Here is a 12797-nt window from a genome sequence, read left to right as displayed (position 1 = left end):
GATGCCCCGCTGCCTTTCCCCGACCGTGTATCCCGGACCTCCCGGCGCAGAGGCCGCCCCGTTCGCGATCCGCTCTTGCCTTCGAATCGGTGACGGACTAATCGTCCGTTTCTTATGGCAGCTTCCTCAATACCTCTCTCCTCCTGGGCGAGCAATATCGCTCCGTCACCAACCCTGGCGGTCGACGCCAAAGCGAAGGCTCTGATCGCGGCCGGAGTGGATGTCTGTGGTTTTGGAGCCGGTGAACCGGACTTTGACACCCCCGAATTCATCAAGGAAGCAGCGGTCAAGGCTCTGGCCGACGGCAAGACCAAGTATGCGCCCACCCCTGGGATTGCACCGCTGCTCGAAGCCCTGGCCGCCAAGTACCAGAGAACCCATGGCCTCACCGTTGCGCCTTCGCAGGTCGTCGTCAGTCCCGGAGGCAAGTTTTCCTGTTACCTGGCCATTCTGGCGACCTGCGGCCCGGGCGATGAAGTGATCATTCCGGCTCCCTACTGGGTGAGCTACCCCGAGATGGTGAAGCTGGCGGGAGCTCGGCCGGTCATCGTTCCGACTGATGACAGTTCGGGTTTCCAGATGACTCCGGAACAGTTTGAAGCCGCGATCACCCCGGCCACGCGTCTGGTCGTGATCAACAGTCCGTCCAATCCGACCGGCGCGGTCTACAACCGGAAAGAGATGGAAGCCCTCGCCGAGGTCGCGGTCCGGCGCGGTGTCACCATCATGTCGGACGAAATCTATGAGCATCTCCTCTATGACGGCGCCGAGCATGTTTCACCTGCCGCGCTCAACCAGGAGACGGCGGACCGGACCATCATTGTCTCGGGTTTCAGCAAGACGTTTTCCATGACAGGCTGGCGACTAGGCACCCTGGTGGCCCCACCGGCGGTGGCCAAGGCGATCGTCAATATCCAGAGCCAGACCTCGTCCAATGCAACCACCTTCGCTCAGTATGGAGCCCTTGCGGCTCTGCGTGAGAACCGTCTGGCGGAAGAAGCTGTCGCCACCATGCTCAAGGCCTTCGACCGGCGCCGTCGTTTTCTCCATGAACAGATGAACGCGATCCCCGGGATCTCCTGCCTCCTGGCGGGAGGCGCGTTCTACCTCTTTCCGAATATCTCCGGACTTGGAATGGACTCGACCACCCTGGCGGCCCGGCTCCTCGAGGAGGCCAACGTCGCCGTGGTCCCTGGAATCGCCTTCGGGTCCGATGCGCATATGCGACTGAGCTACGCGACTTCGGATGAAATCATTGAAAAAGGGGCCGAGCGGATCGCGCAGTTCGTTTCCGGACTCTGAAGCGGAAGGTGTTCGGCGGTCTTTCCAAATACACAGCGCAAGCGGACATGGCTTACACGATCGGAGTAGACAGCGGAACCCAGAGCACCAAGGCGATTCTCTGGGACCGGGAAACCGGCAACGTCATAGCGGAGGCTCAAGCGCCCCACGACATGATCGCGGGGTTGGCGCCGGGACACCTGGAACAGGATCCGGCGGGTTGGGTTCGCGCTCTCGAGTCGGTCCTGACAGCGATCCTCACCGGGATTGATCGTTCCAAGGTGGTGGCGATCGGCGTTTCGGGTCAGCAGCATGGGTTTGTTCCGCTTGACGGGGAGGGCAGGGTCATTCGCCCGGCCAAGCTCTGGTGTGATACGAGCACGACGGCCGAGTGCGACCAGCTCCATGCGGCCCTGGGAGGCGAGTCTGCCGCGATCGCGGCGACAGGCAATCGCATCCTTCCGGGTTTCACCGCTCCGAAGATCCTGTGGATGAAGAACCGCGAGCCGGCCAATTTTGCCCGCCTGCGTCACGTCCTCCTTCCGCATGATTACCTCAATTTCCATCTGACCGGAAGCTACTTCATGGAGTATGGAGACGCTTCGGGAACGGCCATGATGGACGTGCGTCAGCGGACCTGGTCCCGGGCGGTGGTCGATGCGATCGATCCGAATCTGATCGACTGGCTGCCCGGGTTGAGCGATTCGAAGAATCCGGCGGGTCGTCTCCGGCCGGCCCTGGCCGAAAAGCTGGGCCTTTCGCCCGACGTCGTGGTCAGTGCGGGAGGTGGTGACAATATGATGGGAGCCATCGGGACGGGGAATGTGACCCGCGGGGTGGTCACGGCCTCATTCGGAACGAGCGGGACGATTTACGCCTACAACGAGAACCCGGTGGTCGATCCCCGCGGAGAAATCGCCGCCTTCTGTGATTCAACCGGCGGCTATCTTCCGCTCCTGTGCACGATGAACGTGACGAGTGTGACGGAAGCAGTGCGCCGCTTGTTTGGATTCGACCACGAAGCCCTCGCCCGGGCGGTCTCGGAAACTCCGGCCGGAGCCGGTGGTCTTGTTCTCCTGCCCTATCTTGAAGGTGAACGCACGCCTTCGGTTCCGGACGGATCGGGAGTCCTGCTCGGCCTCAGTGGCGGCACCTTCAAGCCCGGCCACCTGGCCCGGGCCGCGATGGAGGGTGTGACCCTCGGGATGAATTTCGGTCTGCGACGGTTGGGGGAACTGGGTATCGAGGCGTCCGAGGTCCGACTGACGGGCGGAGGCGCACGGAGCCCGGTCTGGCGGCAGATCATGGCCGACATATTCGGAATCCCGGTCGTCGCGATGAAGACAGACGAGGGCGCCGCCCTGGGCGCCGCCCTCCAGGCCGCCTGGTGCTTCGATTGGGAGAGCGGACGTTCGACCTCGCTGAGCCACCTCGTTGAAGGAGTGGTCGAGTTCGACGAGTCGACCCGTTGTCAACCGGATCGCGAACGCCACCGTCTCTACGGCGAACTCCAGGGGATCCAGGATGATTTGTCCCACGCCCTCCGGGATATCTTCGCACGTCACCGCAAATTGATCAGCGGGAATTGACGGGCAGGGCGCTTTGCCCGTTGGGACTCCGGGGTACCCTCAGCCTGCGGCCCTCGACCAGCGACGGCGGGTCTCCTTCAGGCGGATCGGTTCCGATTCGATCAAACAGCCGACGACTCCGGGCATCTTCCTCAGGCTGCGGAAGACCGTGGGTTGGATTTTCCAACTCAGCGCGTTCGATGCTTCAGCCAGCGCGATGTAGCCGGAACCGTCGAGGAATCCGAATTCAATCCGGGTCTCTCCGAAACTGGCGTCGACTTCCTCCCGCAATCGCATGAGAAAGTCGTCCGCCTGGAAGCCCGGGCGGAGGATCCAGACCACCTTCCTGATCAGGCCGGGCAGGGCGGTATCCAGTGGATGGATTTCGCGGGCTGAGAGACGGGCTCCTTCGTCGTTGCGGAAGATGGTGCCGAGAACGATGACCGGACGCTCGTTCTCGAGGGCCTCCCCGTATTCCTCAAAGGTGTCCGCATAGACATTGACCGAGATCGTGCCGGTCTTGCTCGCGAGGTTGAAGAATGCCCAGGGGCGGTTGTCCTTCCGGGAAAGCTTCTTCGTGATGGCCCCGGCAATGCCGCAGAGCCGGAATTCCGCCCGGTCCGGTAACTCCATCAGGCTGGCTTCCGAACCGGTGTCCAGCGATTCAGCGAGTCCGTCGTAGATGTCCATGGGATGGCCGGATACGTAAAAACCGAGCAGTTCCTTCTCATACTGAAGCGTTTCCGCGCGGGTAAATGCCTTGGTCGGGTCGGCTCCGGTGCTGCTGGCGGTGGTCGTTGCTTCCTGTGGTCCGGAGCCCCCGAGCATGTCCATGAACGATTCCTGACCGGCCAGTCGGTCTTTTTGTCGGGCTGAAGCCTGGCTCATGGCCGCCTCAATCCGGTTGAAGATCGAGCCGCGGAGCTCACCGGAAAAGTCGAAGGCGCCGGTCTTGGTAAGACACTCGATCACGCGGCGGTTGACCGCCTTGGCGTCGACGCGGTCGATGAAATCATCGAACGATTGATAGGGACCGTTGGCTTCGCGCTCCTCGATGATCCTCTGGGCGGCCACATCGCCGACCCCTTTGATCGCCGCCATCCCGAAGCGGATGCTGCCGGGGCGCCCGCCGTCGTTTGAGCGATTGATGACCGGGGTGAAGTTGTGCCGGGACTCGTTGACGTCCGGACCGAGCACCTCGATGCCCATGGTGCCGGCTTCGCTGATGAAGCTGGCGATTTTGTCGGCATTGCCCAGTTCGTTGGAGAGAAGGGCGGCCATGAACTGGACCGGGTAGTTTGCCTTGAGAAAGCCGGTCTGGTAGCCGAGGACCGCATAGGCAGCCGAATGGGCCTTGTTGAAGCCGTAGCCGGCAAATTTCTCGAGGATGCCGAAGATCTCGAGGGCGGTCTTTTCGGGGATATTGTGGGTGGCACGGGCGCCGTCGACGAACACCTTGCTCTGTTGCTGCATGATGGCCGGGTCCTTTTTGCCCATGGCTTTGCGCAGGATATCGGCACCTCCAAGCGAATACCCGGCGATGATCTTGGCCGCCTCCATGACCTGTTCCTGGTAGACCATGATCCCGTAGGTTTCACGGCAGACATCCTCGAGCAGGGGATGGGGGAACTTGATGGTGGAGGGGTCGCGTTTTCCCCGGATATAGTCGGGAATCCAGTCCATCGGACCGGGTCGATAAAGCGCGATCAGAGCGACGATTTCCTCGATGCTCGAGATGCTGAACTGGCGGCAGAGATTCTGCATGCCCCCGGATTCCAGCTGGAAAACACCGACAGTGCGCCCTTCATTGAGCAGGGCGTAGGTCTTCCTGTCGTCGAAACCGATTCTTTCGAGGTCGAAGTCGGGCGCTTCCGTCAGACGGATATTCGCCACGGCATCGTCGATCACGGTCAGGGTTTTCAACCCGAGGAAATCCATCTTGAGGAGTCCGACCTTGTCGACTGATTTCATGTCGAACTGGACTGTGATATCGCCTTCCTGGACGATGAGCGGAACGAACTCGCTCAGCGGCCGGTCTGCGATGATGACCCCGGCGGCATGTTTGCCCGTGTTGCGGACCATTCCCTCGATGACCCGTCCCTGGTCGAGGATACGGGCCGCCACCGGATTGTTCTCCGCTTCCTGACGCAGGTCGCTGCTCTTGCGCAAAGCTTCTTCGAGGCTGATGTTGAGATCGTCGGGAACCATCTTGGCGATCCGATCGGCGTCGGCAAAGGGCACCCCCAGGACGCGGGCGAGATCACGAACCACCATCTTGGCTCCAAAGGTCCCGAAAGTGATGATATTGGCGACGCATTCCTTGCCGTATTTATTGCGGACATAGTCCACCACCTCCCCTCGGCGCCGCATGCAGAAATCAATATCAAAGTCGGGCGGCGAAACCCGTTCCGGATTGAGGAACCGTTCGAAGAGCAACTTGAATCGGAGCGGGTCGACATTGGTGATCTTCAAGAGATAGGCCGCAAGGCATCCGGCTCCTGAACCCCGTCCCGGACCAACCGGTATGCCCTGCTTGATCGCCCAGTTGATGAAATCCCAGACGATGAGGAAATAGTCCACAAATCCGGTCTGCTCGATGATCCCGAGTTCGTAGTCGATGCGCTCGATCAGGACGCGGGCTTTTTCCGGGTCATCCGCCTTGTCCGGCGAATGGTAATCGACTCCATAACGTTCCATCAGCCCGCGGATGCAGAGTTCCTTCAGATAGGTCGGGCGATCGGTATTGATTTCGGGTGTGAGGGGATAGACCGGGTAGTGGTTTTCGCCGAAAGGCAGATTCAGGTCGCACATTTCCGCCACCGCCATCGTGTTGATGACCGATTCCGGGACCTCGTGGAAGAGGGCTTCCATCTCCCGGCGCGACTTGAGGAAGAACTGGCGGCTGTCGTAGCGCATCCGGTTTTCGTCATCGACCTTGGACCCGGTCTGGATGCAGAGAAGGGCGTCGTGGGGTGAGGCATCGGTGGAATCGACGTAGTGGACGTCATTGCTGCAGACCACCTTCAGGTTGAACTCTTTGGCCAGGCGAAGAAGAGGCGCGATGATCTTCAGTTGGAGATCGAGACCGTGATTCATGATCTCGATGAAGAACCGCTCGCGGCCGAAAATGGAAACGAACTGGGCGGTCCGTTCCCTTGCTTCCTCGAAGCGGTCTTCCAGCAGAAGCTGGGGAATCATTCCCTTGAGGCAGCCGGAGAAGCCGATAAGGCCGTCGGCGTGGGCGGCGAGGGTTTCCAGATCGGTCCGCGGCTTGTAGTAGAAGCCCTTCAGGTTGGCGTCGGAAACGATCTTCAGGAGGTTGCGATAACCATTGAAGTCTTGGGCGAGCAATCCCATGTGGAAATAATTGCCCTGGCCGCGTTCAGGCCGCTCGAGTCGGGATCCGGGAACGATATAGACTTCACTGCCAATCAGAGGCTTGATTCCCGCCTTCCTGGCGGCCGTGTAGAAGTTGATAGTCCCGAAGAGGTTTCCGTGGTCGGTCAGGGCCAGAGACTTCATGCCGAGATCAACCGCCCGGTTCATCAGCCGGTCTATGCGGCAGGCCCCGTCGAGCAGGCTGTAGTCGGTATGGACGTGAAGGTGGACGAATTCGTTGTCTTGACCGGGCACCTTTCCAGATCAAGTCCGCGGGACGGTTCTTTCAACCCGAAATCCCGGGATGCATGCGGTGAGTCTGATTGAGAGCGACTTGCGGGTGAAGAATTCGGTCGGACGATGTTCGGTGTGCCCCCGGGTTTTCTGCCGCCGATCGGGGCGTGCGAATCGATACCCGGGTTTAAAAAAAGGGATTGACCTCGAGGCATCGACTGATCGAAGCTCAACGTTTTCCCAGATTGTATATGGCTATTGAGATTCGAATCCGTAAAAGTGAGCCGGTTGAGCGCGCCCTCCGACGCCTGAAGAAGAAGCTCGATCGCGAGGGCGTCATCCGTGACGTTCGCGCGAAGCGCTACTACGAGAAGCCCAGCGAGGTTCGTCGGCGCAAGGACAAGGTCATGGCCTTTTCCAATATGCTCCGCCAGCGTTACGACAGCTGAATAGCCTCAAGGCGGGTCCGACATGACCTCGCCACCAATTCCCAAGGGTCTTTCCTGTCAGCAGACGGAAAGACCTTTTTTTTGCCTGACCGGACATGCTTCCTCTCTCGCTTTCAACCTGCTGGAACTCCGCCCGTCACAGCGATGGTTATGCCATGGCCCGGGAAATCGTTGATCTGGGGTTCGATCGGATCGAACTGAGCCACGGTATCCGGGTTACTCTGGTGGCGGGAATCCTCAAGGCAGTGAGTGAAGGTTGGGTCAAGGTGTCATCGGTTCACAATTTCTGCCCCCTCCCTCCGGGGATCATCTCGGCGGCCCCCAACCTCCATCAGCCGTCCGCTCCCCGCCTTTCCGAGGTCCGTCAATGGTATCGTTACTCCTGCAAGACGATCGACTTCGCGGTCCAGGTGGGGGCCCCGATCATGGTCGCGCACCTGGGCTCGGTTGGATTTCCCCTGGTCAATCCCGTGGCCAGAACCATCCGTCGCCTGGAGAAGGGGAGGTTGCCGGTCGGTGAGGTCGGTCGGATGCAGGCCATCTGGATGGATGTCCTCGCGAAGGTCGCCCGGCGCTCACCGTCATATTGGGCCCGGGTCCGTTCCAGCCTGGTCCCCCTGAATGCTTATGCCGGCCGCCATGGTATCCGGATCGGATGTGAAAACCGGGAGCGGCTGGATGAGCTCCCTCTGGATGCGTCCATCGGGGAACTCTTCGACGGAACGGTCGAGACCAGTCAACTCGTCTATTGGCATGACACCGGTCATGCCCAATTGAAGCAGGAACTCGGGGTTGCCGATCATGAGTCCATCCTGGAGGCCAATAACGGCCACCTGGCGGGATTCCATCTGCACGACGTGCGCGACGGACGGGATCACGCGGTTCCGGGGACCGGTTCCGTCGATTTCGGCATGGTCCGGCGTTTTGTCCGGCCGGACCACGTCCTCGTCCTGGAACTTTCTCCCCGACTCAGCGCGGCGGATGTCGTCGAGTCGAAGCGATATCTTGAAGACGTGATCAGAGGGTAGGTGCGGCCCGCTCCGCCAGGAACTCCTTTACCCAGCGGCGGTGGGGACCGGACAGGGTGATGGCTTCGACCTGGTCGAGCGGAACCCATTGGCAGGCATCCGTGCCTTTGATCGGTACCGTCACTTTGGCATTGTCGGGTGGAAACCAGATGCGTTCGGTGATGCGGTAACGGGTGATGGACCGTCGCCGGATCTTGCAGGGGTATTGCTTCAGCGAGGTTGGAGCCACGCCGGCCTCGGCGGCCGTTGGGAGTTCATGGAGTCGTGCCATCCGGCTGGATTCTTCGGGAAGGCGATGAAGCAGGAGCCGGCCCCGGCGGATGATCCACACTCTGTCCACTTCCTGCTTGATCGTGGTTTCCCGCTGGATCCTGGGGAGTCGGTCGGCGTAACCGCCCGGTCCGGCGCGGCAGAAGGACTGAACCGGACAGAGCATGCAGAGTGGTTTCTTTCGCAGGCAGACGGTGGCCCCGAGTTCCATCATGGCCTGATTGTGGGTGCCGGGATTGTCGTCATCCATCAGGCTGTCGGCCAGCGGGGTGAACGCCTTGACGGCGGCGCCCCCGTTGGTAAAAGGCTGCTCAACACCCGCCAGCCGGCTGAGAATGCGGACGACATTACCGTCGACGCAGGCGACCGCCCGGCCAAAGGCGATGCTGGCGATGGCGGCGGCCGTGTAGGGTCCGATACCGGGAAGCTTTGCCCATTCCGGGGCCGTCCGGGGTGGGTTCATCCCATTGAGTTTGCGGGCAACGGCATGAAGATACCGGGCCCGCCGATAGTAGCCGAGGCCTTCCCAATGCTTGAGGACCTCTTCCTCGGACGCACGAGCCAGGGTGGCGAAATCCGGAAATGAGATCATCCAGCGCTCGAAGTAGGGAAGGACGGTGGTGATCTGGGTCTGCTGGCACATGAATTCCGAAACGACCGTCTGATAGACGTCGGGACGGTTTCGCCAGGGCAGACGCCGATGCTCCTTCCGGTACCAGCGGTGGAGGTGGAGGCGGAATTTGTCGATGAGCTCGCGTGGGTTTGAGTCGAAATTGAGTGCCATGGCGAGTCCACTTTATGGTGGACCGAGTGACGAAACGCGGTCGGGGGCGACTTTCCAAATCAATTTTTGGTGCGTTCCCGAAGATCCTGTGTTCACTCTGGGTCAATGAAACGGAAGGCGGACGTCGCGGACGACAAACCCAAACCGAAGACGCTCTACACGATCAAGCTCGACCAGGACAAGCTCGAGCGGGTCAGGGCGATCTGCGCCGCCCGCATGTGGGAGGCTTATGCGGTCGATTACGCCCGGTTCGCATTCAAGGGACCGCGGGTCAACATCGTGGGCTACGAAAGCGGAAAGCTGGTCATCCAGGGCAAGGACACCGAGGATTTCATCATCAACACGCTCGAGCCCGAAGTCACCGGGGAGGCCCGCTTCGGGTACGACGAGGTGCTTCATCCCGATTGGTACGAGGCCCATGCCGGACTCGATGAAAGCGGCAAGGGTGATCTTTTCGGTCCGATTGTCTCGGCCTGCGTCATTGCCGGCCCGGACGATATCCGGGACTGGGTTCAGGCCGGGATCCGCGACAGCAAGACCATCACGGACCTCCGAATCCTCGCGCTCGACAAACGCATACGCGCCACCCGCGGCGTGGTCGTGAAGACGACTTTCTGCGGCATGGCGCGCTACAATGAGTTGATGTCCCGTCCGGGGGCCAATCTGAACAAGCTTCTGGCCTGGCAGCACGCCAAGGCGCTGGAACAGGCGCTTGCCGTCCGGTCGGTGCCGTGGGGGCTTCTCGATCAGTTCACCAAGAAGGACCTGGTGTCCGGGTATTTTGCGTCGCCGGCCTTCGAGTTGCGGATGCGGACCAAAGCCGAGGAGGATCCGGTGGTCGCAGCGGCTTCCGTCGTCGCCCGCGCCGAATTCGTCCGACAGATGGCCAGACTCTCCGAGCGTGCGGGTGAGAAGCTGCTCAAGGGCGCGGGTGCCCTCGTCAAGAAACAAGCGCGGTCCATTGTCGATCGACTCGGGGCCACCGCACTCCGGGAATTTGCCAAGTTGCATTTCAGGACCGCCTACGAGGTGGTGGAAGCAGCCGGCAAGCTCCACGAACTTCCACTGCCGAAACCCGCGGAGAAGGTGCCTTTCCGGCGTTCCTGAGGAGAAGGGATCGATGGCTTCGAAACGGATCCGGGGGTTCGACCTGCGCCAGATCAAGGGTCGGCTCGGCCTGATCGGGGTGGATGAGGCCGGGCGCGGGGCACTGGCGGGTCCGGTCGTCGCCGCGGCCGTCCTGATCGACAATGGATTTCTGCAAAGCGACTGGTGCCGGCGTCATGCGGGTCAGATCAACGACTCCAAGCAGTTGAGCGTCGATCAGCGCGAGCGACTTTACAGCCGGATGAACTGGCTGATGTCCGAACACCGGATCCTGTTTGCATCCGGGATGGGCTCGGTCGAGGAGATCGAACAGGTCAACATACTCGGCGCGACCACCCTCGCGATGCGCCGGGCCATCCTCAATGTGCTCCGACTGGGGCAGATCCGCGCCCATGCGCCGGATCCGCTCTTCGACCCGGTCGAATCATCCGACCTGATGCCCGGCGAATGCATCACGGACTGGAGAGTCCTGGTTGATGGACGGCCCGTCCGCAACCTGGGATTCCCCCATCGCGCGTTTGTCGAAGGAGATGCCCGCTCGCTCGTCATCGCGATGGCTTCGGTCGTGGCCAAGGTGACCCGCGACCGCCTGATGGATTCGCTCGATTCTGCGTATCCGGACTATGGATTTTCGAAGCACAAGGGTTACGGGACCGATGCCCACCGGCACGCCCTGATCGCGGCCGGCCCCACCGCCATGCACCGCAGCCTCTTCATCCGCAAGACCCTGACTGCCGTGGAACACGAAGGTCAGGAGGTCTTCCAGTTCGCCGAATAGTGTTAGGGCGAATCGACATTCAAATTGCGCTGCTGGTGAGAAGAGAAGCGGAAGCAGCGCAAGGCGGTGGCACGGAAGGCGTGCTGGAAGCACGTGTCCGTGCCACCAACGCCGCGACCTTCCGCTTCGCTCTCATCCTTCGGACGGGTCTGCGGAAGCGCTCAGCCGCGTTCCTTTTGCGACAGAAGCCCTTCAAGGGATTCTCGCCGCAAAAGCGCCTTGCTGAGGCCCTCCCGCAGTTCGCGCCAGCGCACAATTTGAATGTCGATTCGCCCTAGCCCCGGTCCGGGAACGGTCGCGGAGAGGCGTGGACAGGCCACGCCCACTCGGGTCGCCGACCGGCTCGGACACGGCCCCCGCGGATTTCAGGGCGGGGAAGTGACGGCTTCGGAAGGGGGCGGCAGGATCCCCCGGAGGTCGATTTCCGAGGCATCAACTCCGGTCAGGTGGGCCACGAGTTTGCGCACCGCCGCGGCCACCGCGACCTGCTCGCGATGGGAGGCGGCCTTCTCCATGTCCCTTTGCAGGCTCTCCAGGAGTGCCTTTTGCTGCACACCGAATTCCTTGCTCAAGGCGGAACGGGTCGTGTTGACGTAAGGGTTGTTGATTCCGGAGATCTCCTGGAGCGTCCTCCAGAGATGGAGCCGATCCCCGGTCTGGGTGACCATGACCTGAGAGACCACCCTGCGGTCGATCGCCTGCCCGGCGTGGTGTCGCGTCAGGACGGGTTGCACACCGACCCGCTGCCGGCGGGTGAGGTCGAGATAGTCGGCGATGGGGATGAGGTGGTCGGCTGGAACCGCCGGATCGATCGCGGTGAACTCGGATGCGAACTCTTCCTCGCCCGCGGCAAAATGGGCGAACGTATAGGGTTCGGTGTGCTTGCGGATTTCGCCGTTCTCGTCCGGTGCGCTGAAGGTTTCTGAAATCCAGAGAGTCTCCGGAGACGGATTGGCCGAAAGATCGAAGCAGGTCACAAAACCATGGGCCCGATCAGGATCGTAGACGCAGATGGGGAAGGCCCGGGAGTGGATGGCCCGCTCTGCCCGCAGGACAAAAGCTTCATGCGCTTCGTCGTCGCGGCGGCAGAGCAGCGAGATAACGCCCGGTCGCGGGGAGGTCAGGCCGTCGAAGATGCGTTTCTGAAAATCCGGTGCCGCAATGCAGGTCTGCACAAAACTGACACCACGCATGGCGAGCGGAAGGGTCTCAAGCGCCATGCTGGCGGGAACGCTGGTATCGGAAGTACTCGAATAGGACTTGCTGAAGCTGGATCGCAGGGCGGCGATCTTGACCGGCTTCCGGCTCTCGAGCAACGACATCATCTTGCGCAGTTGAGGGCCGGTTTCCCGGTTCAGACGGGCGATGACGAGGAAAGGGGGACACAGCCTGAGTTCGGCCGGGCTGAGCTGCCGCCAGTCGAAACTGCTGAAGACCGCATCATGGGTTCCCGGGTCGTACTTCGAGCGGGTTTCCAGCTGGGCGATGCGCAAGGCACGAAAGACGGTCGCCATCCGGTTGAGGTGATTCTCGGCCGCCTCATGAATGGTGTTCTCATCCTCGTCGATCTCGATTGAAGCGCAGGTGTGGGGATCGGTGACACACCGTGCCTTCATTTCGCCGAGTTCCTTCAGGAGCCTTTGGACCCGCTCGAGGCGGTCGGGCGCCATCGCGCGCGTCCGCGTGCTCTCGCCCAGGATCCGTGAGAGCGCGTTCAGATCGAGGGCGGACGAGCCGAGCGGGCCGATCGCCTTCTCGAGGTCCTGGGGATCGTGCCCGTGGCGGTGGTATTCGTCCAGGCGGACGAGTCGGTCCAGTTCGCGGATAGCCTGGGTGAGGGCGTCAACCAGAGCGGCGCAGTGGTGACGCCAGACATCCGATGCGGGTTGGAGGATCTGATCGTGCATGGTGGACATCGCT

At 61.5% G+C, this 12797-nt stretch carries 9 protein-coding genes; 6 read left to right on the top strand and 3 right to left on the bottom strand.

Features of this window, described 5'->3' with window-relative positions; genetic code table 11:
• Positions 1–114: 114 nt before the first annotated feature.
• Positions 115–1302, top strand: a complete 1188-nt coding sequence (locus tag R3F07_13380; GenBank protein MEZ5277368.1) for a pyridoxal phosphate-dependent aminotransferase — start codon at positions 115–117, stop codon at positions 1300–1302.
• Between the two features lie 47 nt (positions 1303–1349).
• Complete coding sequence (gene xylB / locus R3F07_13375) at positions 1350–2870, top strand: xylulokinase (protein ID MEZ5277367.1); 1521 nt, start codon at positions 1350–1352, stop codon at positions 2868–2870.
• A 39-nt stretch (positions 2871–2909) separates the two neighbouring features.
• Here the strand turns inward: xylB and dnaE are convergent, their stop codons facing one another.
• Positions 2910–6482 (bottom strand): DNA polymerase III subunit alpha, encoded by a 3573-nt coding sequence (gene dnaE / locus R3F07_13370; GenBank protein MEZ5277366.1) that lies wholly within the window; start codon positions 6480–6482, stop codon positions 2910–2912.
• Positions 6483–6712: 230 nt separating this feature from the next.
• Between dnaE and rpsU the strand changes: the two genes are divergently transcribed.
• The gene (gene rpsU / locus R3F07_13365; GenBank protein ID MEZ5277365.1) at positions 6713–6910 is read left to right on the top strand and encodes a 30S ribosomal protein S21; all 198 of its coding nucleotides are present in this window, start codon (positions 6713–6715) and stop codon (positions 6908–6910) included.
• A gap of 95 nt (positions 6911–7005) precedes the next feature.
• Positions 7006–7938 carry a TIM barrel protein gene (locus R3F07_13360; GenBank protein MEZ5277364.1) on the top strand — a complete coding sequence of 311 codons (933 nt, stop codon included), beginning with the start codon at positions 7006–7008 and terminating at the stop codon, positions 7936–7938.
• On the opposite strand, the gene R3F07_13355 is transcribed toward R3F07_13360, so the two are convergent.
• Complete coding sequence (locus R3F07_13355) at positions 7928–8992, bottom strand: A/G-specific adenine glycosylase (GenBank protein ID MEZ5277363.1); 1065 nt, start codon at positions 8990–8992, stop codon at positions 7928–7930. The genes R3F07_13360 and R3F07_13355 overlap by 11 nt on opposite strands.
• 105 nt (positions 8993–9097) lie before the next feature.
• On the opposite strand from R3F07_13355, the gene rnhC reads away from it, so the two are divergent.
• A complete protein-coding gene (gene rnhC / locus R3F07_13350; GenBank protein ID MEZ5277362.1) occupies positions 9098–10099 on the top strand; it encodes a ribonuclease HIII in 1002 nt (333 codons plus the stop codon).
• A 13-nt stretch (positions 10100–10112) separates the two neighbouring features.
• Positions 10113–10877, top strand: a complete 765-nt coding sequence (locus R3F07_13345; protein ID MEZ5277361.1) for a ribonuclease HII — start codon at positions 10113–10115, stop codon at positions 10875–10877.
• Positions 10878–11242: 365 nt separating this feature from the next.
• On the opposite strand, the gene R3F07_13340 is transcribed toward R3F07_13345, so the two are convergent.
• Positions 11243–12784, bottom strand: a complete 1542-nt coding sequence (locus R3F07_13340) for a hypothetical protein (protein ID MEZ5277360.1) — start codon at positions 12782–12784, stop codon at positions 11243–11245.
• Positions 12785–12797 lie beyond the last annotated feature (13 nt).

The sequence above is a fragment of the Opitutaceae bacterium genome, from assembly GCA_041395105.1.
GTDB lineage: Bacteria > Verrucomicrobiota > Verrucomicrobiia > Opitutales > Opitutaceae > B12-G4.
The sequence above is the reverse complement of the archived record's forward strand: the minus strand, read 5'-3'. Positions and strand labels throughout refer to the sequence as shown.

Coding starts and splice junctions, on each gene's coding strand:
- rnhC (MEZ5277362.1), top strand. CDS start 9,098: ATGAAACGGAAGGCGGACGTCGCGGACGACAAACCCAAACCGAAGACG.
- xylB (MEZ5277367.1), top strand. CDS start 1,350: ATGGCTTACACGATCGGAGTAGACAGCGGAACCCAGAGCACCAAGGCG.
- R3F07_13355 (MEZ5277363.1), bottom strand. CDS start 8,992: ATGGCACTCAATTTCGACTCAAACCCACGCGAGCTCATCGACAAATTC.
- R3F07_13380 (MEZ5277368.1), top strand. CDS start 115: ATGGCAGCTTCCTCAATACCTCTCTCCTCCTGGGCGAGCAATATCGCT.
- R3F07_13345 (MEZ5277361.1), top strand. CDS start 10,113: ATGGCTTCGAAACGGATCCGGGGGTTCGACCTGCGCCAGATCAAGGGT.
- R3F07_13360 (MEZ5277364.1), top strand. CDS start 7,006: ATGCTTCCTCTCTCGCTTTCAACCTGCTGGAACTCCGCCCGTCACAGC.
- R3F07_13340 (MEZ5277360.1), bottom strand. CDS start 12,784: ATGCACGATCAGATCCTCCAACCCGCATCGGATGTCTGGCGTCACCAC.
- rpsU (MEZ5277365.1), top strand. CDS start 6,713: ATGGCTATTGAGATTCGAATCCGTAAAAGTGAGCCGGTTGAGCGCGCC.